The sequence below is a fragment of the Leclercia sp. LTM14 genome (assembly GCF_023736175.1).
GTDB classification, from domain to species: Bacteria; Pseudomonadota; Gammaproteobacteria; order Enterobacterales; family Enterobacteriaceae; genus Enterobacter; species Enterobacter barmai.
In genome coordinates, this window is sequence record NZ_JAIKTT010000011.1 from 1 (window position 1) to 26,371 (window position 26,371).

General features: G+C 56.8%; 19 protein-coding genes, 1 rRNA gene and 1 pseudogene. 12 read left to right on the forward strand and 9 right to left on the reverse strand.

Going from position 1 to position 26,371, the window contains the following annotated elements:
- The 6 genes from rrf to K5I40_RS19135 all read left to right on the forward strand — a co-directional run.
- A 5S ribosomal RNA gene (rrf, locus tag K5I40_RS19110) occupies positions 1-94 on the forward strand; the annotation flags it as partial.
- A gap of 164 nt (positions 95-258) precedes the next feature.
- Positions 259-1,287, forward strand: a complete 1,029-nt coding sequence (gene murB, locus K5I40_RS19115; protein ID WP_039032450.1) for a UDP-N-acetylmuramate dehydrogenase — start codon at positions 259-261, stop codon at positions 1,285-1,287.
- Positions 1,284-2,246 carry a bifunctional biotin--[acetyl-CoA-carboxylase] ligase/biotin operon repressor BirA gene (gene birA, locus K5I40_RS19120; RefSeq protein WP_223075715.1) on the forward strand — a complete coding sequence of 321 codons (963 nt, stop codon included), beginning with the start codon at positions 1,284-1,286 and terminating at the stop codon, positions 2,244-2,246. Before murB ends, birA begins: the two co-directional genes overlap by 4 nt.
- A 186-nt stretch (positions 2,247-2,432) precedes the next feature.
- Positions 2,433-4,439, forward strand: a complete 2,007-nt coding sequence (gene hmsP / locus K5I40_RS19125) for a biofilm formation regulator HmsP (protein WP_039032452.1) — start codon at positions 2,433-2,435, stop codon at positions 4,437-4,439.
- A 158-nt stretch (positions 4,440-4,597) separates the two neighbouring features.
- Positions 4,598-5,884 (forward strand): C4-dicarboxylate transporter DctC, encoded by a 1,287-nt coding sequence (gene dctA, locus K5I40_RS19130; protein WP_039032453.1) that lies wholly within the window; start codon positions 4,598-4,600, stop codon positions 5,882-5,884.
- A gap of 225 nt (positions 5,885-6,109) precedes the next feature.
- Positions 6,110-7,555: a pitrilysin family protein gene (locus tag K5I40_RS19135; protein WP_223075714.1), complete on the forward strand. Its 1,446-nt coding sequence runs from the start codon at positions 6,110-6,112 to the stop codon at positions 7,553-7,555.
- Between the two features lie 99 nt (positions 7,556-7,654).
- Here the strand turns inward: K5I40_RS19135 and K5I40_RS19140 are convergent, their stop codons facing one another.
- Entirely contained in the window at positions 7,655-8,584 is a 930-nt protein-coding gene (locus K5I40_RS19140) for a sugar kinase (protein ID WP_223075713.1), read from the reverse strand.
- A 232-nt stretch (positions 8,585-8,816) separates the two neighbouring features.
- Between K5I40_RS19140 and pdeH the strand changes: the two genes are divergently transcribed.
- Together pdeH and K5I40_RS19150 are read left to right on the forward strand one after the other, a co-directional pair.
- The gene (gene pdeH, locus K5I40_RS19145; RefSeq protein ID WP_039032455.1) at positions 8,817-9,587 is read left to right on the forward strand and encodes a cyclic-guanylate-specific phosphodiesterase; all 771 of its coding nucleotides are present in this window, start codon (positions 8,817-8,819) and stop codon (positions 9,585-9,587) included.
- A 120-nt stretch (positions 9,588-9,707) separates the two neighbouring features.
- Entirely contained in the window at positions 9,708-11,750 is a 2,043-nt protein-coding gene (locus tag K5I40_RS19150) for an AsmA family protein (protein ID WP_039032456.1), read from the forward strand.
- Positions 11,751-11,840: 90 nt separating this feature from the next.
- Here the strand turns inward: K5I40_RS19150 and K5I40_RS19155 are convergent, their stop codons facing one another.
- The 3 genes from K5I40_RS19155 to K5I40_RS19165 all read right to left on the reverse strand — a co-directional run bounded on the left by K5I40_RS19155 (position 11,841) and on the right by K5I40_RS19165 (position 15,430).
- The gene (locus tag K5I40_RS19155) at positions 11,841-13,163 is read right to left on the reverse strand and encodes an MFS transporter (RefSeq protein WP_039032457.1); all 1,323 of its coding nucleotides are present in this window, start codon (positions 13,161-13,163) and stop codon (positions 11,841-11,843) included.
- Between the two features lie 272 nt (positions 13,164-13,435).
- Positions 13,436-14,476, reverse strand: a complete 1,041-nt coding sequence (gene yhjD / locus K5I40_RS19160) for an inner membrane protein YhjD (RefSeq protein WP_375540656.1) — start codon at positions 14,474-14,476, stop codon at positions 13,436-13,438.
- Positions 14,477-14,530: 54 nt separating this feature from the next.
- The gene (locus K5I40_RS19165) at positions 14,531-15,430 is read right to left on the reverse strand and encodes a LysR family transcriptional regulator (protein ID WP_039032459.1); all 900 of its coding nucleotides are present in this window, start codon (positions 15,428-15,430) and stop codon (positions 14,531-14,533) included.
- Between the two features lie 119 nt (positions 15,431-15,549).
- On the opposite strand from K5I40_RS19165, the gene K5I40_RS19170 reads away from it, so the two are divergent.
- Entirely contained in the window at positions 15,550-16,308 is a 759-nt protein-coding gene (locus K5I40_RS19170) for an SDR family NAD(P)-dependent oxidoreductase (protein WP_223075712.1), read from the forward strand.
- 32 nt (positions 16,309-16,340) lie between these two features.
- Here the strand turns inward: K5I40_RS19170 and K5I40_RS19175 are convergent, their stop codons facing one another.
- Positions 16,341-16,868, reverse strand: a complete 528-nt coding sequence (locus K5I40_RS19175) for a GNAT family N-acetyltransferase (protein WP_039032461.1) — start codon at positions 16,866-16,868, stop codon at positions 16,341-16,343.
- 152 nt (positions 16,869-17,020) lie between these two features.
- Here K5I40_RS19175 and K5I40_RS19180 point away from each other — a divergent pair.
- Positions 17,021-18,621: pseudogene (locus K5I40_RS19180) on the forward strand (STY4199 family HEPN domain-containing protein).
- Positions 18,622-18,633: 12 nt separating this feature from the next.
- On the opposite strand, the gene K5I40_RS19185 reads toward K5I40_RS19180, so the two are convergent.
- Positions 18,634-20,283, reverse strand: coding sequence for an alpha,alpha-trehalase (locus K5I40_RS19185; RefSeq protein ID WP_039032463.1), 1,650 nt, complete (start codon positions 20,281-20,283; stop codon positions 18,634-18,636).
- A 234-nt stretch (positions 20,284-20,517) separates the two neighbouring features.
- Positions 20,518-21,243 (reverse strand): hypothetical protein, encoded by a 726-nt coding sequence (locus tag K5I40_RS19190; RefSeq protein ID WP_039032464.1) that lies wholly within the window; start codon positions 21,241-21,243, stop codon positions 20,518-20,520.
- A 191-nt stretch (positions 21,244-21,434) separates the two neighbouring features.
- On the opposite strand from K5I40_RS19190, the gene K5I40_RS19195 reads away from it, so the two are divergent.
- Positions 21,435-21,839 (forward strand): hypothetical protein, encoded by a 405-nt coding sequence (locus K5I40_RS19195; protein WP_223075710.1) that lies wholly within the window; start codon positions 21,435-21,437, stop codon positions 21,837-21,839.
- A gap of 19 nt (positions 21,840-21,858) precedes the next feature.
- Here the strand turns inward: K5I40_RS19195 and gorA are convergent, their stop codons facing one another.
- Together gorA and K5I40_RS19205 are read right to left on the reverse strand one after the other, a co-directional pair.
- Positions 21,859-23,211: a glutathione-disulfide reductase gene (gene gorA, locus K5I40_RS19200; RefSeq protein WP_139563793.1), complete on the reverse strand. Its 1,353-nt coding sequence runs from the start codon at positions 23,209-23,211 to the stop codon at positions 21,859-21,861.
- 70 nt (positions 23,212-23,281) lie between these two features.
- A complete protein-coding gene (locus K5I40_RS19205; RefSeq protein WP_039032467.1) occupies positions 23,282-24,124 on the reverse strand; it encodes a 23S rRNA (adenine(2030)-N(6))-methyltransferase RlmJ in 843 nt (280 codons plus the stop codon).
- Between the two features lie 203 nt (positions 24,125-24,327).
- Between K5I40_RS19205 and prlC the strand changes: the two genes are divergently transcribed.
- Complete coding sequence (gene prlC, locus K5I40_RS19210; RefSeq protein ID WP_223075709.1) at positions 24,328-26,370, forward strand: oligopeptidase A; 2,043 nt, start codon at positions 24,328-24,330, stop codon at positions 26,368-26,370.
- Position 26,371 lies beyond the last annotated feature (1 nt).

Genomic DNA, 26,371 nt, shown 5'->3' on the forward strand with positions numbered 1-26,371 from the left:
TCCCACCTGACCCCATGCCGAACTCAGAAGTGAAACGCCGTAGCGCCGATGGTAGTGTGGGGTCTCCCCATGCGAGAGTAGGGAACTGCCAGGCATCAATTAAAGAAACCCCGTACCGCAAGGTGCGGGGTTTTTTGCCATATGCGCGGAAAAGCCGGGTGGCGGCTCCGCCTTACCCGGCCTACATGTCCCGATTCCAGCCGACAAAGATCCCCCGATGGGGTAAACTATCCCGGTTTTTGCATCTGGATAGCCTCTATGAATCACTCCCTTAAGCCCTGGAATACCTTCGGTATTGACCGAAATGCCCGACAGATCGTGCGGGCCGACGATGCGCAGCAACTGCTGGCCGCATGGAATCACGCGACGCAACACCAACAGCCTGTTCTTATTCTGGGCGAAGGCAGCAACGTTCTTTTTCTGGAAGACTTTTCTGGCACAGTGATCGTTAACCGCATCAGCGGGATCGAGGTTGAAGAGACGCAGGATTGCTGGCGTCTGCACGTGGGCGCCGGAGAGAACTGGCATAACCTGGTGCAGTTTACCCTTGAAAACAACATGCCGGGGCTGGAAAACCTCGCCCTGATCCCCGGTTGCGCGGGTTCATCTCCTATTCAGAACATAGGTGCCTATGGCATCGAACTCAAACACGTCTGCGACTATGTCGATTGCATCGAGCTTGCAACGGGCAACGCGCTGCGTTTAAGCGCAGAACAGTGCCGTTTTGGCTATCGTGACAGCATTTTCAAACATGAGTATCAGGATAAATATGTCATCGTCGCGGTTGGCCTGCGCCTGACAAAAAACTGGCAGCCTGTTCTCACCTACGGCGATCTCACCCGGCTGGACCCTGCAACCGTCACTGCGAAAGACATTTTCGATTCGGTTTGCCACATGCGCATGAGTAAACTGCCCGACCCGAAAGTGAACGGCAATGCCGGGAGTTTCTTTAAAAACCCGGTGATCTCCGGCGAAAAAGCTGATGCCTTAATCGCACAGTGGCCGAATGCACCGCACTATCCCCAGGCCGACGGCAGCGTCAAGCTGGCTGCGGGCTGGCTGATCGATCAGTGTCAGCTTAAAGGCACAACCTGTGGCGGCGCGGCGGTACATCGCCAGCAGGCACTGGTACTGATCAATGAAAACAATGCGACCAGCGACGATGTCGTACAGCTGGCTCATCAGGTGCGTCAGCGCGTAGGTGATAAATTTGATGTCTGGCTGGAGCCAGAGGTGCGCTTTATCGGCCATCATGGCGAAGTGAATGCGGTGGAGGCCATTGCATGAAAGATCATACCGTCCCCCTGAAGCTGATCTCTATTCTGGCCGACGGCGATTTTCATTCCGGTGAGCAGCTGGGTGAACAGCTCGGCATGAGCCGCGCCGCCATCAATAAACACATCCAGACCCTGCGTGACTGGGGAGTGGATGTCTTTACCGTACCGGGCAAGGGCTACAGCCTGCCGGAGCCAATCCAGCTGTTGGATGAAGGCTTTATCCACAGTCAAATTACCGACAACAGCGTCGCCGTTCTGCCGGTGATTGACTCTACCAACCAGTATCTGCTCAACAGGCTCAACGAGCTAAAGTCCGGTGACTGCTGCGTAGCAGAGTACCAGCAGGCGGGTCGTGGCCGTCGGGGACGTAAATGGTTTTCGCCGTTTGGCGCTAACCTTTATCTCTCTATGTACTGGCGTCTGGAACAAGGGCCTGCCGCGGCGATCGGCCTGAGTCTGGTGATTGGCATTGTGCTGGCAGAAGTTCTGCAGTCGCTGGGCGCCGATAAAGTGCGCGTGAAGTGGCCAAACGATCTCTATCTGAACGATCGTAAACTGGCCGGTATCCTCGTAGAACTGACGGGGAAAACCGGTGATGCTGCGCAGATCGTCATGGGAGCCGGGATCAACCTGGTAATGCGCAACGTGCAGGCCGAAGACATCAATCAGGGCTGGATCAACCTGCAGGAAGCGGGGATCGCTATCGATCGTAATGTCCTCGCCGTGCGAGTGATCAATGAGCTGCGCCACTCGCTGAAAATCTTCGAACAGGAGGGGTTAACGCCGTTCCTGCCTCGCTGGGAAAAGCTGGATAACTTTGCCCACCGTGCGGTAAAACTGATCATCGGCGACAAAGAGATTTACGGTACATCGCGCGGTATCAACGAGCAGGGCGCGTTGTTACTTGAGCAGGATGGGGTGATTAAACCCTGGGTCGGCGGCGAGATTTCGCTGCGCAGCGCCGAATAAATTACCGGGAGCCGCTGGCTCCCGCGTTCTGAAGCTATACCGCCGCCAGCCTCTGTGCGAAGCGGCAACCAGAATAATCCCTAAACACCTGGTTACACTCTCTTAATCAGTTCCCGATAAGGTATACTCTCAAAGCAGCAGGGCACTCGTAGATTAACCTGCCTTTCGCGTTTCTGGAGATACATTTTGCGTGTCAGCCGCTCTTTAACTATCAAACAAATGGCGATGGTCACCGCCGTCACCATGGTGTTTGTTTTCGTCTTTTGCGTCATTTTGCTGTTTCATGCCATTCAGCAGAATCGCTACAACACGGCTACACAACTCGAGAGCATCGCCCGCTCAATCCGTGAGCCCCTTTCTGCCGCCATTCTGAAGGGTGATATCCCCCAGGCGGAGTCCATTATTAAAAGCATCAAGCCGGCAGGCGTCGTCAGCCAGGCGGATGTCGTACTGCCGAACCAGTTTCAGGCGCTGCGCATGAACTTTATCCCGGAGCGTCCGGTACCGGTGATGATGAAACGCCTGTTTGAAATGCCGGTGCAAATCTCTTTGCCGGTCTATTCGCTGCAACGGCCGGCCAACCCGCAGCCGCTGGCCTATCTGGTGCTGCAGTCTGACTCCTGGCGGATGTACAAATTCGTTATCAGTTGGGTCTCCACGTTGGTAACCACTTACTTATTATTGACGCTGATGCTGACCGTGGCGCTGACCTGGTGCATTAACCGGTTGATTGTCCACCCGTTACGTCGAATTGCCCGCGAGCTCGACTCCCTCTCGCCGCAGCAACAGATGGGGCACCAGCTGCCCCTGCAGCGCCTGCACCATGATGACGAAATCGGCATGCTGGTACGCAGCTACAACCTCAATCAGCAGCGCATGATGCGCCAGAATGATGAGCTCAACCACAATGCCACCCGCTTCCCGGTGTCGGAGCTGCCCAACAAGGCGTTTCTGATGGTGCTGCTGGAGCAGGCGGTGAAGCGTCAGCACACCATGGCGCTGATGGTGGTGGCCTGCGAAACCCTGCAGGATACCGCCGGCGTGCTGAAAGAGAGCCAGCGGGAAATGGTGTTACTGACGCTGGTCGAAAAGCTGAAAACTGTGCTGGCGCCCCGCATGGTGCTGACCCAGGTAAGCGGCTATGACTTCGTCATTATTGCCAATGGCGTTAAGGAGCCGTGGCACGCCATCACATTAGGTCAGCAAGTGCTCACTGTTATTAATGAGCGGTTGCCGGTGCAGGGGATCCAGCTGCGTCCGAGCGCCAGTATTGGTATCGCGATGTTTTACGGCAACCTGACCGCAGAACAACTTTACCGCCGGGCGTTTTCCGCCGCGTTTACCGCTCGCCAGAAGGGTAAAAATCAGATTCAGTTCTTCGAGCCTGAGCAGATGGAGAAGGCTCAGCAGCGGCTGTCAGAAGAGAACGACATCCTCACCGCGCTGGACAGCAACCATTTCGCCATCTGGCTACAGCCGCAGGTTGATCTGCGTACCGGCAAGGTTCATAGCGCCGAAGCGCTGCTGCGGGTGCGGCAGGCCGATGGCAGCTGGGCGCTTCCGGAAGGGCTGATCGACCGTATTGAGAACTGTGGCCTGATTGTGACCGTGGGTCACTGGGTGCTGGAAGAATCCTGCCGATTGCTGTCAGCCTGGCAGTCGCGGGGGGTGATGATGCCGCTGTCGGTCAACCTGTCGGCACTGCAGCTGATGCATCCGAACATGGTCCCGGACCTGCTGGCGCTGATTCACCGCTACCAGATCAAGCCCGATACCCTGATTCTTGAGGTCACCGAGAGCCGCCGGATTGACGATCCTAACGAAGCCGTGGCCATTCTCCGCCCGCTGCGCAATGCCGGGGTACGTATCGCACTGGATGACTTTGGCATGGGATACGCCGGGCTGCGTCAGCTGCAGCATATGAAAACCCTGCCGGTAGACGTGCTGAAGATTGATAAGGCCTTCGTGGAGGGGCTGCCGGACGACAGTAGTATGGTCGAGGCGATTATCCAGCTGGCGCGTAGCCTGAAGCTGAGGATTATCGCGGAAGGTATCGAAACCGAAGCCCAGCGTCGCTGGCTGGCCGATGCCGGGGTTGAATGCGGACAAGGATACCTGTTCGACAAAGCCGTGCCGGGCGATATTTTTGAAAGTCGTTATCTGAAACAGGATGACAATAGCGCTGATGACTGAAATGTTGCTGGCTTGTGCGAGCCAGCTCAAAATTCTTAACATTTTCGTTTCAAATTCAGCCTGAACTCCTATCTGTCCTGATTTATGGGTGGTATTTTAAGGCCGCAGGTGAGCAGCAACCCTACAAAACCTGTGGCTTTTCTTCCCAAGGACACCTTATGAAAACCTCTCTCTTCAAAAGTCTTTATTTTCAGGTCTTAACCGCGATTGCCATCGGTATTCTGCTTGGTCATTACTACCCTGAATTAGGCGCCCAGATGAAACCGCTTGGTGATGCCTTCGTTAAGCTGATTAAGATGGTTATCGCGCCGGTTATTTTCTGTACCGTTGTGACCGGCATCGCAGGCATGGAAAGCATGAAAGCCGTTGGCCGCACCGGTGCGGTAGCGCTGCTCTATTTCGAAGTGGTCAGTACTCTGGCGCTTATCATTGGTCTGGTGATTGTTAACGTCGTGCAGCCCGGCGCGGGCATGAACGTTGACCCCTCGACGCTGGATGCAAAAGCAGTCGCGGTCTACGCCGATCAGGCAAAAGATCAGGGCGTGGTCGCCTTCCTGCTGGATGTGATCCCCGGCAGCGTGATTGGTGCCTTCGCCAGCGGGAATATCCTGCAGGTGCTGCTGTTTGCCGTGATGTTTGGTTTTGCCCTGCATCGTCTCGGCAGCAAAGGCCAGCTGATTTTCAACGTCATTGAGAGCTTCTCGCAGGTGATCTTCGGCATCATCAATATGATCATGCGTCTGGCACCTATTGGCGCCTTCGGGGCGATGGCATTTACTATCGGTAAATATGGCGTTGGTACCCTGGTGCAGCTGGGCCAGCTGATTATCTGTTTCTACATCACCTGTATTCTGTTTGTGGTGGTGGTACTGGGAAGCATTGCGCGCGCGACCGGCTTCAGCATCTTCAAGTTCATCCGCTACATCCGTGAAGAGCTGCTGATTGTGCTGGGCACCTCCTCGTCCGAGTCGGCGCTGCCGCGCATGCTCGACAAGATGGAGAAGCTGGGCTGCCGTAAATCGGTGGTGGGACTGGTTATTCCGACCGGGTACTCTTTTAACCTCGACGGGACGTCCATCTACCTGACGATGGCGGCGGTCTTTATTGCCCAGGCCACCAACAGCCATATGGATATCTTCCATCAAATCACGCTGCTGGTGGTGCTGTTGCTCTCCTCGAAAGGGGCGGCAGGGGTGACGGGAAGCGGCTTTATCGTGCTGGCGGCAACGATCTCCGCCGTGGGGCATCTGCCGGTAGCCGGACTGGCGCTGATCCTCGGTATCGACCGCTTTATGTCTGAAGCCCGTGCCCTGACTAACCTGGTCGGCAACGGTGTGGCGACGGTGGTTGTGGCGAAGTGGGTGAAAGAGCTGGACCACAAAAAGCTCGACGATACGCTGAATAATCGTGCGCCAGACGGCAAAACACACGGTTTGTCCTCCTAAAATCTTCCCTCTGGCCCGCATTCCCTTGTCGGGGTGCGGGCTCCTGCGCATAATGGCCCTGATTACTTGTCATAATTCGATAAGATTTATTTCGGGTAAATTTCACTTCATGCCGTGACGTTTCGCTTCATGCGCGGTCTAATCGGAGTGTTTTGAACATCATCTTTAGAGTGCGACAGGGCGTGTGGCACTCTTTGTAACCAGGAATGTTGATCAGGGGTTCACATGCAGGGCACAAAAATTCGACTCTTAACCGGCGGTTTGCTCATGATGGCAGCAGCCAGTTACGTGCAGGCTGACGCGCTCCAGCCGGACCCGGCCTGGCAACAGGGAACGCTGGCGAATGGGTTTCAGTGGCAGGTATTAGCCACCCCACAACGCCCCAGCGACCGCATTGAAATCCGCCTTTCCGTCAATACCGGCTCCCTGACCGAGAGCACGCAACAGAGCGGTTTCAGCCACTTTCTGCCCCGCCTGGCGCTGACGCAAAGCGGCAGCCTGCAGGCCGTGCAGGCCCGTTCATTATGGCAACAGGGCATCGATCCAAAGCGCCCGCTGCCGCCTGCAGTCGTCTCCTACGACTACACCATGTTTAACCTCAGCCTGCCAAACAACCGCAACGATCTGCTTAAAGAGGCGCTGACCTGGCTTTCCGATACCGCCGGTAGTGTCTCCATTACCCCTGAAACGGTGAATTACGCCCTGAGCAACAGCGATATGGTGGCGACCTGGCCGGCGGATACCAAAGAGGGCTGGTGGCGTTATCGCCTGAAAGGGTCGGCGCTGCTCGGCCACGACCCGGCAGAGCCGCTAAAGCAGCCGGTTGATATTGAGCAGGTGAAGTCCTTCTACCAGACCTGGTACACCCCGGATGCCATGACCCTGATTGTGGTCGGCAACGTAGATAGCCGCGCGGTGATTGAGCAAATCAGCAAAACCTTTGGCGAGCTGAAGGGCAAACGCAGCACGCCTGCACCGGTGCCAACGCTTTCGCCTCTGCGCGCAGAGCCGGTGAGCATCATGACCGATGCCGTGCGTCAGGATCGTCTCTCTATTATGTGGGACAGCCCGTGGCAGCCGATTCGTGAGTCCGCCGCGCTGCTGCGCTACTGGCGCGCCGATCTGGCCCGTGAAGCGCTGTTCTGGCATGTTCAGCAAACCCTGAGTAAGAACAACGCCAAAGACATTGGTCTGGGCTTTGATTGCCGGGTGCTGTTCCAGCGTGCCCAGTGCGCCATTAACGTTGAGTCGCCGGGCGACAAGCTGAACGCCAATATGGCGGTGGTGGCGAAAGAGCTGGCGAAAGTGCGCGACAACGGCCTGAGCGAAGAGGAGTTCAACGCGCTGGTGGCGCAGAAAAACCTCGAGTTGCAAAAACTGTTCGCCACCTACGCCCGCACCGATACCGATATCCTGATCAGCCAGCGTATTCGCTCCCTGCAAAATCAGGTGGTGGATATCGCGCCGGAGCAGTATCAGAAGCTGCGCCAGGATTTCCTTAACAGCCTGACCGCGGATATGCTGAGCCAGGATCTGCGTCAGCAGCTTTCTCAGGATATGTCGCTGATTCTAATGCAGCCGAAAGGTGAGCCGGAATACGACATGAAGGATCTGCAGGCGACGTGGGACGGAATTATGGCGCCAGTGCAGTCGGCTACAGCGGCGCAGTAAGATAAGGGGAGTGCGTACTGATGCCCTCACCCTGACCCTCTCCCACAGGGAGAGGGAACAAACACTAAAAACGGCAACCTCAGGGTTGCCGTTTTGCTTTTACTCCGGCATTGCTTCGCGCGGAATAATGGCCCCGCGATACTGGATCACCGTGCTGGCGGTGAGGTGGCCGCGCTGGGCTGCTGCCTGTGGCGTACCGCCCGTCAGACGCACTGCCAGATATCCGGCGCTGAAGGAGTCACCCGCCGCGGTGGTATCAATCACTTTCTCTTTCGCCAGCTTCACTGCAGGCACTTCGATAACCGCTTCACCGATAATCGCCACCAGGCAGGAATCCGCGCCGCGCTTAATCACCACTTCGCTGACACCGGCGGCCTGCGTGCGGGCAATCACCTCATCAACCGGCTTCTCGCCCCACAGCGCATCTTCGTCGTCGAGGGTCAGGAAGGCGATATCGGTGCACTCCAGCATCTGGCTATAGACCTGCTGCGTCTCTTCGCGGCTGGCCCACAGGCGTGGACGGTAGTTATTGTCAAAAATCACCTTCCCGCCGTTGGCGCGACATTCGCGCAGCAGGGAGAGCAGTTTTTCGCGGCTGCTCTGGCTGAGGATCGCCAGGCTGATGCCGCTCAGGTAGATATAGTCGAAGTGGGCCAGCGTTTCGCAGATCTGCGCCGCGCTGTCGCTCTCCAGCCAGAATTTGGCGGCAGCCTCGTTACGCCAGTAGTAGAAGGTACGCTCGCCGGTGCTGTCGGTTTCGATGTAATAGAGACCCGGCAGGCGGTTCTCCATCCGCTGGGTCAGCGAGGTATCGACGTTCTCACTCTGCCATGCGTCCAGCATCTGCTGGCTGAAGTTATCTGTGCCCAGGGCAGTAACATAGTTTACCGCCAGCGCGTCAGCATCGACCTGACGGGCAATATACACCGAGGTGTTTAAGGTATCGCCGCCGAAACCGCGGCTGACTTCCGCCCCTTTCTGGGACAGTTCGATCATACATTCGCCGATCACGGCAATTTTCTTGGACATAGTCGTGAACCTGGATAATTAAACTGCGGTTAGTTTGCGCTGGAGGCCGGGAGCGGTCAACTGTATTAAAACGACGTTCCATTATTTTTTTGAACTCGGACAAGTTCCTGGCGGGTAAGAGATCCCAGATTTTCATTTTCGTCCGCAACCGGACATAAAGTTCTCTTGCCTGGGGCCGATAATCCTTTGACCAGTCCCGACAGGCTATTCCCCATTCAACAGGATATGTGAAATGAAGTTAAGGCAGGACATCCAGCTGCTGAGCATCCCTGAAGCGAGTATTGAGAACTTACAGGAACATCGCTACTGGCTGCAATGTGAGCGCGCTTACACTTATCAGCCGATCTACCGCACCGACGGTAAGCTGATGGCGATTGAGATCCTGACCGTCGTGACTCATCCTTCAAATCCGGCTCAGCGGATCGCCCCGGATCGCTACTTCGCGGAAGTACCCGTGCGCCATCGTCTGGATATTCTGGAAGAGCAGCTCACCATGCTGGCGGCCAGGCAGGCGTTTTTCGCCGACAATAACATTCTGGCTTCGGTTAACGTCGATGGTCCAACCCTGCTGGCGGTGCGTCAGGATGAGAGTCTGCAGAAGCTGATCCAGCGGCTGCCGTGGCTGCGCTTTGAGCTGGTGGAACATGTTCGTCTGCCGCAGGACTCCTCGTTTGCCACCATGTGCGAGTTTGGCCCACTGTGGCTGGACGATTTCGGCACCGGCATGGCTAACTTCTCCGCCCTGAGTGAAGTGCGTTACGACTACATCAAAGTGGCGCGTGACCTGTTCATCATGCTGCGCCAGACCCCGGAAGGCCGTAATCTGTTCACGCTCCTGCTGCAGCTGATGAACCGCTACTGCCAGGGCGTGATCGTCGAAGGCGTCGAGACGCTGGAAGAGTGGCGCGATGTTCAGAACTCACCAGCCGCCGCCGCGCAGGGCTATTTCCTCTCCCGTCCGGTGTCGATGGAGACGCTCGACAACGTTATCATCACCCTCTGAATTCCGGCAGCTTCCCATAATAGCGCGTGCTTAACGCGTTATTACCGGACGCTGCCGCCCCTTTCCCCTTGTCTGGACTATATTCATGAAAGGCAAGTGATTACTGAAAGGGAGAATGGAATGACAAAAACAACAAAGATTATCACCTGGATCCTGGGGGTCTTCTTGTTGTTGATTGTGGTGGCAATCGTCATCATTGCGACGTTTGACTGGAACCGCCTCAAACCGACCATCAACCAGAAAGTCTCAACCGAACTTAACCGACCTTTCGCCATTCGCGGCGATCTGGGCGTCGTGTGGGAGCGCCAGAAGGGCGAAACGGGCTGGCGCAGCTGGATCCCCTGGCCGCACGTTCATGCTAACGATGTCCTCCTTGGCAATCCGCCGGAGATACCCGATATCACGATGGTCCATCTGCCGCGCGTTGAAGCCACGCTGGCGCCGCTGGCGCTGCTCACCAAAACGGTCTATCTGCCGTGGATCAAACTGCAACAGCCCGATGCCCGGCTGATCCGCCTGTCGGAAAAAACCAACAACTGGACCTTTGATCTCGCTGATAGCAAAGACAAAGAGGAAAACGCGCAGCCTTCGGCCTGGTCGTTCCGGCTCGACAACATTATTTTCGATCGCGGCCGCGTCGCCATTGATGATGCGGTGAGCAAAGCCGACCTCGAGATCTTTGTCGATCCGCTCGGTAAACCGCTGCCGTTCAGCGAAGTGACCGGCGCGAAGGGGAAAGATGAGAAGGGCAAGGTGGGGGATTACGTCTTTGGCCTGAAGGCCGAAGGGCGCTATAACGATCAGCCGTTACGTGGCACCGGTAAAATTGGCGGCATGCTGGCGCTGCGCAGCGAAGGCACGCCGTTCCCGGTGCAGGCCGACTTCCGCTCCGGTAATACCCGGGTGGCCTTTGTCGGCACGGTGAACGACCCGATGAAAATGGGGGGCGTTGACCTGCGGCTTAAATTCGCCGGGGATTCACTGGGTGAACTCTATAAGCTGACCGGCGTTCTGCTGCCGGATACCCCGCCGTTTGAAACGGACGGCCATCTGGTGGCGAAAATCGATACGGAAAAATCCTCGGTCTACGATTACCGCGACTTTAATGGCCGGATCGGTGACAGCGATATTCACGGCTCGCTGACCTACAGCACCGGTAAACCGCGACCGAAGCTGGAAGGCGACGTGGAATCACGTCAGCTGCGCCTTGCCGATTTAGGGCCGCTGATTGGCGTCGATTCCGGTAAAGGCACGAAAGCGCAGAAGGTCAGAAAGGAGGCACCGCCGTCGGGCAAAGTGCTGCCGAATGACCGCTTCGAAACCGATAAGTGGGACGTGATGGATGCCGACGTGCGCTTCAAGGGGCGTCGAATCGAGCATGGCAGCAGCCTGCCCATCAGCAACCTCTCTACCCATATCATTCTGAAAAATGCCGATCTGCGCCTGGAGCCGCTGAAGTTCGGCCTGGCCGGGGGGACCATCTCGTCAAATATTCATCTGGAAGGGGATAAAAACCCGATGCGGGGTCAGGCGGATATTCAGGCGCGACGGCTGAAGCTGAAAGAGCTGATGCCGGATGTGGAACTGATGCAGAAAACCCTCGGCGAAATGAACGGCGATGCCAAAATTCGCGGCACCGGCAACTCGGTGGCGGCCCTGCTGGGCAACGGCAACGGCAATCTGAAGCTGCTGATGAATGACGGGCTGGTGAGCCGTAACCTGATGGAGATCCTCGGTCTGAACGTCGGCAACTTTATTATCGGGCAGATCTTTGGCGATGATGAAGTGCGGGTGAACTGTGCCGCCGCCAATATCGACCTGGTGAACGGCGTGGCGCGTCCGCAAATCTTTGCCTTTGATACCGAAAATGCGGTGATCAACATTACCGGCACGGCCAGTATGGCCTCGGAGCAGCTGGATCTCACCATCAACCCGGAAAGCAAAGGGATTCGCATCGTGACGCTGCGCTCGCCGCTGTACGTGCGCGGTAGCTTTAAAGATCCGGATGCGGGGGTGAAAGCAGGGCCGTTGATTGCTCGCGGCGCGGTGGCTGCGGCGCTGGCGACGCTGGTGACGCCGGCGGCGGCACTGCTGGCGCTGATCTCGCCGTCAGAAGGGCAGGCTAACCAGTGTCAGACCATTCTGTCGCAGATGAAGAAATAGTGCGGGAGTTGTTGCCCGGCGGCGCGATGCTTGCCGGGCCTTGAGTTTTACAGGCCGGGTAAGGCGTAGCCGCCACCCGGCCTTGTCATATTACAGCGACTGGTGACGGGTTTCGTGGGTCAGCAGCAGCGCAATCAGCGTCAGTGCCGCCATCGCTGCCAGGTAGAATCCCACATACTGCAGACCATAATTCGCCTGTAACCAGGTGGCGATATACGGCGCCACGGACGCGCCCAGAATCGAGGAGACGTTATAGGAGAAGGATGCTCCGGTATAACGCACTTCGGTCGGGAACAGCTCTGGCAGCAGCGCGCCCATCGGGCCGAACGTCAGCCCCATCAGGCTCAGACCAATCAGCAGATACGCCATCACCAGGGCCGGGTTACCGGAACCGAGCAGCGGCGGGAAAACGAACAGCGCAAACACGATAATCAGCGAGGTGATGACGATCATGCTCGGGCGACGGCCAAAGCGGTCGGCCAGCAGGCCCGCGATCGGCACCATCACACCAAAACCGATTACCGCCATCATCAGCATCCACAGCACTTCGTTACGCGGCAGACCCAGACCCACCGGCGCTGCCGTGGTGCTGAAGGTCATGGAGTAGACGGTCATGATGTAGAACAGCGTATAGGTCGCCAGCATGATGAAGGTGCCCAGCACGGTCACGCGAACGTGTTTGGTCAGCAGCGTGCCCAGCGGAACTTTTACCTGTTTCTTCGCAGCGGCCACTTTGGCAAACACCGGCGTTTCGTGCAGGGAGACGCGCACATACAGGCCGATCAGCACCAGCACCGCCGAGAAGATAAACGGAATACGCCAGCCCCAGGTCATGAACTGCTCGTCGGTCAGCAGCCAGGAGAGCAGCAGGAAGGTGCCGTTGGCAAAGAAGAAGCCAATCGGCGCGCCCAGCTGCGGGAAGGAGCCATACAGCGCACGCTTGCGCGGCGGCGCGTTTTCGGTGGCCAGCAGCGCCGCGCCACCCCATTCACCACCCAGCCCCAGACCCTGACCAAAACGGGCCAGCGCCAGCAGCAGCGGTGCCAGAATACCGATGGTTTCATAGGTCGGCAGCAGGCCGATGGCAACGGTGGAGATCCCCATGGTCAGCAGCGAGGCGACAAGGGTCACCTTACGTCCGACGCGATCGCCGAAGTGACCGAACAGCGCAGAGCCGATAGGACGCGCGACGAAGGCGATGGCGAAGGTCGCCAGCGACTGCAGCGTTGCCGCCGTCGGGTCGCCCTGCGGGAAGAAGATATGCGGGAAAACGATAACCGCAGCGGTAGCGTAAATATAGAAGTCGAAGAATTCGATGGCGGTGCCAATCAGTGACGCGACGACGACTTTATTGCGCGAGTTAACCGGGACGTTTTCCTGCTCTGAATTGAGTGTTGTGGCTGTGGCTTGCATAAACTTTTCTTATTTTTGGCGAACGAAAGGCCATATTACGCACAGCAAAAGCGACATTTCAATCTGTAACAAACGCAGCGGGCGGTGAAAAAGGCAGCAAAAAGCGGATAATTTTCAGACCAGGAAAATAACATCTATGAAATGCTTCACAGAAATTAAAAGTTAGAGGATAAAACTGGTTTTCGGTTAAATAAAAGTTACAGGCTGGATTTATATGCTGAAATGATGAATCGGGCTGATATATTTCATTCTTATTCAGCCCGATGGGGTATTTAACGGTGCGTTTTGCCGGGCATTCGCCGGTCATCCGGGTACTCGGCGGTGGCGATCCAGGCCGCGCAGAACAGGGTCAGTCTGGCGAAGAAGTAGAAGAAGGCCATCAGCCCCAGCACGGAGCCAAACGCCGCCCCGGACGGGGAGGTCATCAGCGATGGCAGGGTGTACGTCATCACGATTTTGATCACCTCAAAGCCGATAGCGGCAATGAACGTCCCGCGGATCAGCGCCTTGCGGCGAGGCCGGTGACGCGGCAGACGCCAGAAGATCCAGAAGAACAGCAGATAGTTCGCCAGCATCGAGATACCTAACCCCACCAGATGCCAGACGGGTTTCAGCCACTCAATGGTGTCGAGATAGAGCGCGGAGATGATCATCTGCTGCGCCGAGCCCGCCACGGAGGTGATGGTGAGGGTGATAACCAGCGCCACCAGCAGCCCAATCAGCGAGACGAAGTCGCGGAAATATTTGGTCCAGATCTTCTCCTCATCCTGCGGCTTACGTTCCCAGACGTCGCGCGACTGGGCGCGGATCGCCTCCCGCAGGTTACCCATCCAGTTAACGCCGGAGTAGAGCGCCACAAACAGCCCGACAATCCCCACGGTAGTACGCTGCTGGACGGCGGTACTGATGGTGCTTTTCAGGGTGGTGGCCAGCGTCGGATCGCTGACGTTCTGCAGGATTTTAGTGAAGATGTCCTGCAGCAGCGTCGGATGCGACACCAGCACAAAACCTGCTGCGGCAAAGGAGAGCATCAGGATGGGGATCATCGACAGAAATGAGAAGTAGGTGATCGCCGCGCCAAACTGATTGCCCAGCCGATCGTTAAACCGCTCGGTCGCGCGCAGCAGGTGGGCAATCATCGGCCTTTGCTGAATCAGCTGAATGACGTCTTTCGCCTTGTCGAGCAGACTGCCCGTTTTACGCACGGCGGTAATTTTGGCTTCAGCTGGCTTCGGGGGCGGGCTGTTTTCCAGTTTCTTAATCGGCTCGTAATCCAGATCCTGGGTGGGACGTTGCGGGTTGCTATCCGGCATCAGTCACGTTTTCCTTATCGTTTAGCGAGTAGTCCCTGCAATTATAGCCTGCGCTCAGTCAACGTAGGTTTTCATGATTTCCGTGAGCCAGGCCATAAACAGATGCACCCGGCGGGAGAGATTGCGGCGATGGGGATAAATGAGCGACACCGGCATCGGTCTGGCGCGGTACTGCGGCAGGATCTCCAGCAGCTTTTTGGCGCGCAGCGCGTCACGCACGCCGACCCTTGGAACCTGAATAATCCCGAGTCCAGCGAGGGCCGAGGCGTGGTAGGTTTCGGTGCTGTTGACCGTCAGGACGCCGCCGGTCTTGATCCAGTGGCTAATGTCGCCATCAAAATATTCGAACCCCTGAGGCCGGGTGCCGAGATGCGTCGCGTAGTGCACCACTGCATGGGAGGCTAAATCATCCAGCCCGTCCGGATAGCCAAAACGCGACAGATAATCGGGGCTGGCGCAGTTAATCACCGACAGCCTGCCGAGCGGGCGGGCGATTAAGCCGGAGTCCTTCAGGGTGCCGACGCGCACCACGCAGTCAAATCCTTCGCGGATCACATCCACCAGCCGGTCGCTGCTGCTCAGCTCCAGTTCAATCCCGGGATACTGCTGTAAAAAAAGCGGCAGTTTGGGGATGACTAAATTTCGCGCAACGCCTGCCGGCATATCCACTCGGATCCTTCCGCTGACGCTGGCAGGGTCGTGCAAAAAAAGACCATCCAGTTCATCCATGTTTGCCAGCAGATCTTTGGCCCGCTCGTAATAGACCATGCCGTCCTGCGTCAGGCTGACGCGCCGCGTGGTCCGGTGCAGCAACTGCGTGCCAAGCCCGTTCTCCAGCGCCTGAATCTGGCGCGATACGCTACCTTTAGGAAGGCCCATTGAGTCCGCTGCGCGGGAAAAACTCTCCAGTTCAGCGACGCGAATGAACAGCTGCATTGCGTGAATTTTATCCATAGGGAGCGCTCATTGTTGTTGAGTTTGAAACAGTGAAGCGTTGCAGAGCGTATTTATTGATTTTCTATCACCTAATAAGCTCTTTCTCAATCACCACAACAGCCGAAACGAGGTTTCTTATGACTGAACGTATTGCAATAGTGACTGGCGGCAGCCGCGGGCTCGGTAAAAACGCGGCATTGAAGCTGGCAGCGAAAGGTGTCGGGATCCTGCTCACCTTCAACCGCAGCGAGCAGGAAGCGCTTGATGTTGTACGCGAAATTGAGCAAAAAGGGGTGAAAGCGGCAGCATTGCAGCTGAACGTCGGCGATGTCCCCAGCTTTGAGCGTTTCGTTACTCAGGTGACCGAAAAACTGCATTCGGTATGGCAGCGTAACACCTTCGATTATTTGTTGAACAACGCCGGCGTGGGTTTATACGCCCCTTATGTGGAGACCACGGAAGCCCAGTTTGATGAAGTGATGAACATCCATTTCAAAGGACCCTTCTTTCTGACCCAGGGCCTGTTACCGCTGATGAAAAACGGCGGGCGGATCCTCAACGTCTCATCCGGTCTGGCCCGTTTTGCCCTGCCGGGCTCCAGCACCTATGCGGCGATGAAAGGGGCGATGGAAGTGCTCACCCGCTATCAGGCCAAAGAGCTGGGCGCGCGTGGCATCACCGCCAATATTATCGCCCCCGGGGCCATCGAAACCGATTTTGGTGGCGGTCGCGTGCGTGATAATAAAGAGATCAATCAGCAGATTGCCTCCCAGACGGCGCTGGGACGCGTCGGGCTGCCGGACGATATCGGCGATGCGATTGCAGCGCTGCTCAGCGACGAACTCGGCTGGATGAATGCCCAGCGCATTGAAGTTTCCGGAGGGATGTTCCTGTAAGCAGGTGCCGGGGAGGGATCCCCGCGGCACGTTTAGTCGTACTCTTTTCTTAACAGCCCAAACAGCCAGTCGTTATGCCACTCGCCTGCCAGCCAGTAGCTTTCGCGCAGTTCACCTTCCAGCACAAACCCCACTTTTTCCAGCAGGCGTTTCGAGGCCACGTTGCCCGCCGTTACCGTGGCGGTTAAGCGGCGGATGCCCCCCTGAGTAAAGGCGTAATCGCACACTCCCTGTAAAGACTCAAAGCCGTAGCCTTTTCCCTGTGCCTGCGGAGCAAACAGAAAGCCCACTTCGGCGCAGTCATCATCATGATGGATATAGCCCGTGACCCCGAGCGGCGTCTGGCTGGCGTTATCGCGCACTACCAGGCACAACCAGTGGGCGCTGCCCGGCGTCCACGCGGGCAGACGCGCCGTAAAGGCTTGGCGGATGGCCTCTTCCGGGCGGGCTTCGGCGACGTAGCGCATCACATCGGGGTGTTGCTGCAGCGAGAGAAAAAAGGGCCAGTCTTCTTCCTGTAACGGGGAGCAAGTTAAACGCGGGGTGTGCAACACAGGCATGCCAGATCTCCGGGAGCTTTTGTAAATGATTTTAACATTATCACTGAAATAGTAGCGGTTATCGGTTATGTTTAATCTGGTATAACCACTTAAAAAATAAACGCTCTCCGTTAGCTGCGCCTGAATCTTTGCGCGGCATTTAAAGGAAAATGATGACCCTCAGTAATTCGCACGTGATCCGCGAGCAGTTTGAACGCTGTCTGGGAATTATTCGTCAGGCCTCCGTGGAGATCCTGCTCCTGTTAAAGGTGCATGTTGCCGAAGGCAAAGATCCCCGTTGGTTCCTTGAGCAGCTGGATTCCGCCAGGCTGGCGTTGGGCGGCTGGGCGAGCGTGGCGAAACGGCTGAACCTCAACGATGCCGAGCTGTCGCAGTTCACCCTGCAGCTGCGGCTTTTACAGCAGCGGGTTCCGCAGTATGAGAGCGGGCAGGAGGTGAGCGATAACCAGCTGATTGCCGCGATGCGCTTCGTCACGGCGCTGGAACATCTGCGTTTGCAGCAGCCGCTGCTGACCTACAGTACGGAATTGAGTCCCGGCGATGAGCTTCGCCAGCAGCACGCCCAGAAACAGGTGCGGGTGCTGGAGCTGATGATGAAAGGGCTGATCGTGCAGGCCTGGCCGGACCCGACGCGCCTGAACAATCATCTGAAAACCTTGTTTGGTGCCGATCGGGTTCGTCGCTGGCTGCAGCAGGGCGAACGCAACGACGCCCTCGGCGGCATGATGTTTAGCGAGCTGGCGCTGATGCTGGTGGACAAAAAAGAGTACTCCCGCTCTTATTCGGCGCTGTTCAGCGATCCGGCCCTGCTGACGTTAATGGTGGAGCCGCGTAAAACGCTCCAGTCCTTTCTTGATGATATCCGCCTGATCCGCAATAACATTATTGCCCGGCAGCCGCTGACCTCCGCGCAACTCCTTCTGCTGGATAACTATTACGCCCAGATCGCCAGCCCTGTTCAGCGCGCCTTTAACGAGGGCCGCACCACCGTGAACCCGACGGGGCTGATGGCAGAGGGCACCCACGAGCTGGATCTCTTTTGGGAGAACGCGAGGAAAAAAATCAGCTCACAGGCGACGACATCTTTGAGGTGCGCGACACCATCGATAAACCGAACCGTCGGCCTGCGCGTACCCCGGAGCAGCGCGATTATCTGATCTCGGTTGTGCTGTGGGGCGCGGTCGGGGTGATGGTGATGGGCATGCTGATGATGGGCACCTGGCTGTTAATAGAGAGCAGCGGCCCGACCCAGGCGGCCAGCACCGTGGCACCCCCTGTGAAGACGGTGGCAACGGAAGAGATGCGCGAGACGCCTTCCTCCCGCGAAACGCTGACGCGTATGGGCGTCACCTGGGATGAGAATAACTTCCGCGCGGCAATCGACAGAAACGACACCCGCGTGGCGAAGCTGTTCCTGAAGGCGGGAATGGAGTGGAAACTCTCCTGGACCGAGCATGCGCTCTCCATGAACCATCGCGAGGTGCTGGATCTGCTGATGCGCTACCGTCTGCAAATGGGGCAGGAGAAGCCCTGCCGGCAATTTATCAATACCCTCGGGCACGCTATGGCAGGCGGAGAGCCGCTGACGGATCTGCGTAAAGAGTATCTCCAGGCCTTCTGCACCGTTCCGGCGGTGGTTGAGCGCCAGCGGCACGATATGGACCAGGCGAAGCGGCGGGCGCAGGCCCAGCCGGACGCCAGCACCAAAAAATGGCAGACCATTCAGACGGCCATTTATGAGGTCATCCGCTGACACGGCGGGGAGTTACGGCTCCCCGTACAGGCCAATCAGTCTGCGCACCACGCCGTTAGTCCAGCCAAACCCATCCTGCAGGGGATACTCACCCCCGCCGCCTTCCCGGGGCTGGCTGCTGGCGATGTGATACTTCTCAATCAGCTTGTGATGCGTTTTGTAGAAGTGGTTTACCGTGTGCAGCCAGCTCCAGGCAATTTCATCCCCCAGGGAGTCGTTACCGTATTGCTTGAACCCCTGGATCGCCATCCACTGCAGCGGTGCCCAGCCGTTGGGTTTATCCCACTGTTCGCCGGTTTCGTACTCGGTGGCAAGAATACCGCCCGGCGTCAGGAGCCGCGCTTTTACCGCATCGGACAGGCGTTCAGCCTGTTCATGGGTGCACATGCCGACGTACAGCGGCACGATGCTGGCCGCGGAGAACAGCGCCAGCTGCTCACGACGCCAGTCGTAATCGCGATAGCAGCCGTTCTCGTCATCCCACAGATAGCGGTTAACCGCCGCGCGGCGATCGCTAGCCTTCTGGCGGAAGAGTTCTGCGGTCTCTTTATCCCCTTTCGATGCCGAAATATTGGCGATGGCGCTCTCCAGCTTGAACAGGAAGGCGTTGAGATCGATAGGGATAAACTGGGTGGTGCGAATACTTGCCAGCCGGCTCGGATCCCGCAGCCAGCGGGAGGAGTAGTCCCAGCCGGAAGCGGCCCCGGCGCGCAGGTCGCGGTAGACCTCGTTAGGCGGACGACCGGAGTGGCGGGCGGTTTCGACGTCCTCTATCCAGGATTCGTCACGCGGCGTGTCACGGTCATCCCAGTAGCGGTTGAGCAGAGAGCCGTCCGGCATACGTACCGCGCTACGGTAGGCCTGGTTGAGCAGCAGCGACTCCGCGCCGTCCATCCAGAAGGCGTACTCCATTTTCAGGTGATCCAGATAGCGCTTGGCGCCGCGCACGCCATCCTCTTCAAACAGCTCCACCATCAGGGCAAACACCGGCGGCTGGGAGCGGCTCAGGTAGTAGGTGCGGTTCCCGTTAGGAATATGGCCGTACCTTTCGATCATCCACGCAAAGTTATCCGCCATGCATTTAAGCATGTCGTGGCGGCCGCTCTCGGCCAGCCCCAGCATGGTGAAGTAAGAGTCCCAGTAATAGGTTTCGCTGAATCGCCCGCCGGGCACAATGTAGGCCTGCGGCAGCGCCAGCAGCGATGACCAGGGGATGTGATCCTGCGGCTCGCGGGTCAGCACCGGCCACAGGGTGTCGATATGGTCTTTGAGCGAGAACGAAGGATCCGAAACATATTCGCTCGACATGACTTCCGGCAGCCAGAAGTGGTTTTCCACGAACTGGCGCAGGTCAAAGTCCCGGTGGCGTCTCACCTTCCGGTAACGGATGAGAATATCCAGCGGATCCATCTTCGGCGCGCAGTCGGGGAAAGTTTTGCTGTCGGCAAAGAGTCGCGACGACTGCACATGCTCGAAGAGCTCAAGGTAGCGATCGGCAGGGGTGAGCGCATCGGATGCGGGCAGCCCTTCAATCATTTCGGGTTCCGGTTCCGCCTCGAGCATTTCATCCAGTTTTAACTCGCAGGGATCGATTTCGTAGAGAAGTTCTTGTTCTATGTCGAACTCTACGGTCTCTACAGTGCGTATATTCTGGTTGAACATGGTGGTCAGGACCTCCGGTTTACGTTGTCTCAGGTCTGGTTTTATCCGGTTGCCTACTAATCTTAGACATTCGCTTCGGTCTGTGGTGAGGGAAATGTGCGGTAGATCACGTTTTGTAATTGAGGGAAATAAGAGGTTGCTGGAGCCATGTTGATGTTTTTAGGGCAGTAAACAGGGCATCCAGCAGTAAAAAGGGCAGATAAAATTCGGATCTTTCGCTATGCATTAGCGCGCTTATGAGGAGGCCGTTTCCGTCTCTTCATTCAAGCGATACCCTAGCGCCCGTTCAAACACGTTGTTTGATGAGCACTGCGCGCGAAAGCCTCTGCCTTCCGGCTGTATAACAAACTGTAGGGAGTCAGACAGCGCCACATCTTCATCTTTCGCGTTTGAGCCGATGACCGCATTTGGGGCGAATGGCGCGACCGCAGCGGCAAAAGTCTCTTCCATCTCTTCACGCGTTTTATATTGTTCGTCTTCAATATTGAGCGCGCTATGAATGATGGCGCAGTCAAGCATCGTTCCCTGAAGCCAGTAACATGAAGATGAATAGCCTGCGCACCAGGTCAGTTTACTGCCTTCGATAAAAGCTTCCAGGTGTTCGATTTTACTGCCCGCAAAGCATGAGCCAAGCATCAGGCCTTTGATATTAAATTTCTTCGATTTTTCATTAATGGCATAGAGGAGATGGTCCAGGGAAACATCTCCAATATGAGTTCTACTGCCATGCGCCGCCACATAAACGATGGTGTTGTCGAACTTCTGACGACACAGGCACTCCAGCGCAACATCAAAGCTGCTTTTGTTGTAGAAGTTCAGGCAATAGACCTCGGTATTGCCATGCATCTTCGCGATCCCTTGCACAAACGGCAATACCGACGAGCGATGGGCATCGTGATCGTCGAGCTTCCACGGAGATTCCAGAACCAGAATGGCATTCTTATTGCTGTTAATTGGCATAAAATAGACACCTAAGTGAAATTAATTATTTATTGGATTAATAACGCTATGTATTTGAACTTTTATCTCATCGGCCAACTCTGCAAATAATTGTCCAAAATCGATATTGTTTCGCCACGCTGAAATAAGTAATTAAGAGATTCCACTCCGTCGTCATCGTTTCAGATGACAACTTCAAACCAGGGATCCTTATGAACCTTAACGCGAAGCGTCAGGGCGTTACGCCTTTTTCTTTTGAAAAACCTGAAGAATATAAATCCACTATAACAGAACTGGTAGGGCTGCTGGAAAGCCGCCATTTTGCGTGGCTGGATATTTGTGAAGGAGAGAACAAAGCGATTATTTTTCGCAGCAATCTGAAGAAAAGTGTATTCCGCAATATTCAGTTTGGTAGTTTAATAATTAACCGCTGTTATATCGACGGACTCTGTTTTGAGAATTGTGATTTGCGCAATGTCTTTTTCTCAAATAGTACCGTGACGCAGCCCATTCATTTACGTCACTGTGATGTTGCGGGGATGCGTCTGTTGAATATGCCGTTAAGGATGTTTATTTTTGAGGAGTGTACCGGCGTCGGGCAGATTGTGATTGCCTGACACCGGTCGCTATGCGTGATTAACGCATGGTCACAAACTCTTCTGCCGCCGTCGGGTGAATAGCCACGGTATTATCAAAGTCTTTCTTAGTCGCACCCATTTTCAGCGCCACCGCAAAGCCCTGCAGGATCTCATCCATACCAAAGCCGATACCATGAATGCCGACGATCTTCTCGTCCGGGCCGACGCAGACTAATTTCATGCGGCAAGGCTGGCGGTGAGAGGTCACTGCGGTATACATGGCGGTGAAGGCGGATTTATACACTTTCACCTGGTCGTCGCCATAGTGCGCGCGCGCCTGCGGTTCGGTTAAACCGACGGTGCCGATTGGCGGGTGGCTGAAGACCACGGTCGGGATGTTGCTGTAATCCAGGTGCTCTTCCGGTTTGTTGTTAAACAGACGCTCGGAAAGACGACGACCCGCGGCCACGGCCACCGGGGTCAGTTCGACTGCGCCGGTGTTATCGCCCACGGCGTAGATGCCTGATACGCTGGTGTTCTGGAACTTATCGACAACGATATAGCCTTTCTCGTTGGTTTCAACGCCCGTGACGGCCAGGTTGAAGTTGTCGTTTGCCGGTTCACGACCAATGGCCCAGATCAGGCAATCCACGGTCTGGCTGCGGCCATCTTCCAGCTCCAGGGTCAGGCTGCCGTCGGCGTTTTTCACTACCGCCTTCGGAATCGCTTCGGTGTGCAGATGCGGGCCTTCGGCATTCATCACTTCTACCAGGGTATCTACAATCAGCGGGTCGAAGTTGCGCAGCGGGGCATGTTTACGCACAAACAGGTGCGCTTCAGCGCCCAGGCCGTTAATCACGCCCGCCAGCTCTACGGCGATATAACCCGCGCCCACGATAGCGACGCGTTTCGGCAGGGCAGGCAGTTCGAAGAAACCGTCAGAGTCGATGCCGTATTCCGCACCCGGAATAGCCGGGTGGCTCGGACGGCCACCGGTAGCGATCAGGATATGATCGGCGGTGATCGTCTCGCCGTTGACTTCGATCGTCTTCGCATCCACAAAGCGGGCAAAACCACGGATCACGTCGACGTTGTTCTTGCCCAGCACGTTATCGTAGGAGGTGTGAATACGATCGATGTAGGCGGTACGGCTGGCGATCAGGCGATCCCAGTCGAAGTTGTTGATGGTGGTGTCAAAACCGTAATCCGGGCCATAAAGATGGATAGCCTCGCGGATCTGCGCCGCATGCCACATCACCTTTTTCGGTACACAACCGACGTTGACGCAGGTGCCGCCGAGGTCTTTCGCTTCAATCAGCGCGCACTTCTGGCCATACATGGCCGCACGGTTAATCGAGGCGATGCCGCCGCTGCCGCCACCGATAGCGATGTAGTCATAATGCTTAGTCATGGTCTTATCCTTAATCGTTAATTGCCGCGATTGTATACCTGAAATCAATAGTTTCCATCGATGGCTGCGATTACTCTGGCACGATCCAGCTGACGGTCGTGTGGCCCGTTCCGGCCGGAACCAGCTTTTTGTGCAGCCACGGCAGAACGTTATTCATCTGCGCTTCGAGCTTCCACGGCGGGTTAACCACGATCATGCCGGAGGCAGTCATGCCGCGTCGATCGCTATCCGGAAGAACCGCCAGTTCAATTTGCAGGATCTTACGGATGCCGGTGGCTTCCAGGTCTTTGATCATGCGCTTGATCTGCGAACGCAGCACCACCGGATACCACAGGGCATAGGTGCCGGTGGCAAAGCGTTTATAACCCTCGTTGATGCCCGCAACCACCGCCTGATAGTCGCTTTTGATCTCGTATGGCGGGTCGATCAGCACCAGGCCGCGACGGGAAACCGGCGGCAGCTTCGCTTTCAGCTGCTGGTAGCCGTCCGATTTCTCCACGCGCGCGCGGCTGTCTTTCTGGAATTCGGATCGCAGCAGCGGATAATCGCTCGGGTGCAGTTCGGTGAGCTGAATGCTGTCCTGCTCGCGCAGCAGCTGGCGGGCAATCAGCGGCGAGCCCGGGTAGTAGCGTAACTGGCCGCTGCGGTTGAAGTGGTTGATCACGCTGATGTAGGGCTCAAGCTCTGCCGGCAGGTCGTCCTGCTGCCAGATACGGGCGATACCTTCCAGATACTCCCCGGTGCGCTCGGCGTGTTCGCCGCTCAGCTGATAGCGGCCCGCGCCAGCATGGGTGTCCAGATAGAGAAACGGCTTATCTTTCTCTTTCAGCGCTTCGATAATCAGGCTCTGAACGGTATGTTTAAGGACGTCGGCGTGGTTGCCCGCGTGAAAGCTGTGGCGATAACTGAGCATGGGTAGATAAATTCCAGATAATGTCGATTGGCCACAGTTTACAGCAGAACGGCACAGATTACCCGCAGGCCCGGCACGCGGCGTCGCAGCGGCTGCTTTTCTGTCACCGCAGCCATTGAAATTCACTACACTTAACCCCATCCTGGAACAATATGCTCGCGCAGGATGCGCGCTTCATTCACTCATTTAACAGGACAGTGTTTATGACCAACCCATTACTGACGCCTTTTTCGTTGCCACCGTTCTCCTCCATTCTGCCTGAACATGTTGTCCCCGCGGTCACTAAAGCACTGGACGATTGCCGTACCGCAGTCGAGAGCGTGGTTGCGCAAGGCGCGCCCTATAGCTGGGAAAACCTGTGTCAGCCGCTGGCGGAAGTGGATGATGTGCTTGGCCGCATCTTCTCCCCGGTCAGCCACCTGAACTCGGTGAAAAACAGCCCGGAACTGCGTGAAGCCTACGAACAAACCCTGCCGCTGCTGTCGGAATACAGCACCTGGGTCGGGCAGCACGAGGGGCTGTACAAAGCGTACCGCGACCTGCGCGATGGCGATCACTATGCGACGCTGAACATCGCCCAGAAAAAGTCTGTCGATAACGCCCTGCGTGACTTTGAACTGTCGGGCATCGGCCTCGCGAAAGAGAAACAGCAGCGCTACGGCGAAATCGCCACCCGCCTGTCTGAGCTTGGCAACCAGTACAGCAATAATGTCCTGGATGCCACCATGGGCTGGACGAAGCTGATTACCGACGAAGCGGAGCTGGCGGGCATGCCGGAGAGCGCGTTGGCGGCGGCAAAAGCCCAGGCCGAAGCAAAAGAGCAGGAAGGCTACCTGTTGACCCTGGATATCCCGAGCTATCTGCCGGTGATGACCTACTGCGACAACCAGGCTCTGCGTGAAGAGATGTACCGCGCCTACAGCACCCGTGCCTCCGATCAGGGCCCGAACGCCGGTAAATGGGACAACAGCCCGGTAATGGCCGAAATCCTCGCCCTGCGTCACGAGCTGGCGCAGCTGCTGGGCTTTGACAGCTACGCGGATAAATCCCTCGCCACCAAAATGGCCGAGAACCCACAGCAGGTGCTCGAATTCTTAACCGATCTTGCAAAACGCGCCCGTCCACAGGGTGAGAAAGAGCTGGCCCAGCTGCGCGCCTTCGCGAAAGCGGAGTTCGGCGTGGATGAGCTGCAGCCGTGGGATATCGCGTACTACAGCGAGAAGCAGAAACAGCACCTCTACAGCATCAGCGATGAGCAGCTGCGTCCGTACTTCCCGGAAAACAAAGCCGTTAACGGCCTGTTCGAAGTGGTCAAACGCATTTACGGCATCACCGCGAAAGAGCGTAACGATGTGGACGTATGGCACGACGACGTGCGTTTCTTCGAGCTGTATGACGACAAAAACGAACTGCGCGGCAGCTTCTATCTCGACCTGTACGCCCGCGAAAATAAACGCGGCGGCGCGTGGATGGACGACTGCGTGGGCCAGATGCGTAAAGCCGACGGCTCGCTGCAGAAGCCGGTGGCCTACCTGACCTGTAACTTCAACCGTCCGGTAAACGGCAAGCCTGCGCTGTTCACCCATGACGAAGTGATCACCCTGTTCCACGAGTTTGGTCACGGCCTGCACCATATGCTGACCCGCATTGAAGCGGCAGGCGTTGCCGGTATCAGCGGTGTGCCGTGGGATGCCGTCGAGCTGCCGAGCCAGTTTATGGAAAACTGGTGCTGGGAGCCGGACGCGCTGGCGTTTATCTCCGGCCACTATGAGACCGGCGAGCCGCTGCCAAAAGCGCTGCTGGATAAGATGCTGGAAGCGAAAAACTACCAGGCGGCGATGTTTATCCTGCGCCAGCTGGAGTTCGGCCTGTTCGATTTCCGCCTGCATGCCGAGTTCAGCCCGGAGCAGGGCGCGAAGGTGCTCGAAACCCTCGCGGAGATCAAAAAGCAGGTTGCCCTTATTCCAGGCCCGGCCTGGGGTCGCTTCCCACACGCGTTCAGCCACATCTTTGCTGGCGGTTATGCGGCAGGGTACTACAGCTACCTGTGGGCGGACGTGCTGGCGGCAGACGCTTACTCCCGCTTCGAAGAAGAGGGGATTTTCAACCGCGAAACCGGTCAGTCGTTCCTGGATAACATCCTGACCCGCGGCGGTTCCGAAGAGCCAATGGAGCTGTTCAAACGCTTCCGTGGCCGCGAACCGCAGCTGGATGCGATGCTGGAGCATTACGGCATCAAGGGTTAAT

Excerpts from the sequence above, each read along its gene's own strand:
- murB (WP_039032450.1), top strand. The coding sequence starts at position 259 with ATGAATCACTCCCTTAAGCCCTGGAATACCTTCGGTATTGACCGAAAT.
- birA (WP_223075715.1), top strand. The coding sequence starts at position 1,284 with ATGAAAGATCATACCGTCCCCCTGAAGCTGATCTCTATTCTGGCCGAC.
- dctA (WP_039032453.1), top strand. The coding sequence starts at position 4,598 with ATGAAAACCTCTCTCTTCAAAAGTCTTTATTTTCAGGTCTTAACCGCG.
- K5I40_RS19135 (WP_223075714.1), top strand. The coding sequence starts at position 6,110 with ATGCAGGGCACAAAAATTCGACTCTTAACCGGCGGTTTGCTCATGATG.
- K5I40_RS19140 (WP_223075713.1), bottom strand. The coding sequence starts at position 8,584 with ATGTCCAAGAAAATTGCCGTGATCGGCGAATGTATGATCGAACTGTCC.
- pdeH (WP_039032455.1), top strand. The coding sequence starts at position 8,817 with ATGAAGTTAAGGCAGGACATCCAGCTGCTGAGCATCCCTGAAGCGAGT.
- K5I40_RS19150 (WP_039032456.1), top strand. The coding sequence starts at position 9,708 with ATGACAAAAACAACAAAGATTATCACCTGGATCCTGGGGGTCTTCTTG.
- K5I40_RS19155 (WP_039032457.1), bottom strand. The coding sequence starts at position 13,163 with ATGCAAGCCACAGCCACAACACTCAATTCAGAGCAGGAAAACGTCCCG.
- yhjD (WP_375540656.1), bottom strand. The coding sequence starts at position 14,476 with ATGCCGGATAGCAACCCGCAACGTCCCACCCAGGATCTGGATTACGAG.
- K5I40_RS19165 (WP_039032459.1), bottom strand. The coding sequence starts at position 15,430 with ATGGATAAAATTCACGCAATGCAGCTGTTCATTCGCGTCGCTGAACTG.
- K5I40_RS19170 (WP_223075712.1), top strand. The coding sequence starts at position 15,550 with ATGACTGAACGTATTGCAATAGTGACTGGCGGCAGCCGCGGGCTCGGT.
- K5I40_RS19175 (WP_039032461.1), bottom strand. The coding sequence starts at position 16,868 with ATGCCTGTGTTGCACACCCCGCGTTTAACTTGCTCCCCGTTACAGGAA.
- K5I40_RS19185 (WP_039032463.1), bottom strand. The coding sequence starts at position 20,283 with ATGTTCAACCAGAATATACGCACTGTAGAGACCGTAGAGTTCGACATA.
- K5I40_RS19190 (WP_039032464.1), bottom strand. The coding sequence starts at position 21,243 with ATGCCAATTAACAGCAATAAGAATGCCATTCTGGTTCTGGAATCTCCG.
- K5I40_RS19195 (WP_223075710.1), top strand. The coding sequence starts at position 21,435 with ATGAACCTTAACGCGAAGCGTCAGGGCGTTACGCCTTTTTCTTTTGAA.
- gorA (WP_139563793.1), bottom strand. The coding sequence starts at position 23,211 with ATGACTAAGCATTATGACTACATCGCTATCGGTGGCGGCAGCGGCGGC.
- K5I40_RS19205 (WP_039032467.1), bottom strand. The coding sequence starts at position 24,124 with ATGCTCAGTTATCGCCACAGCTTTCACGCGGGCAACCACGCCGACGTC.
- prlC (WP_223075709.1), top strand. The coding sequence starts at position 24,328 with ATGACCAACCCATTACTGACGCCTTTTTCGTTGCCACCGTTCTCCTCC.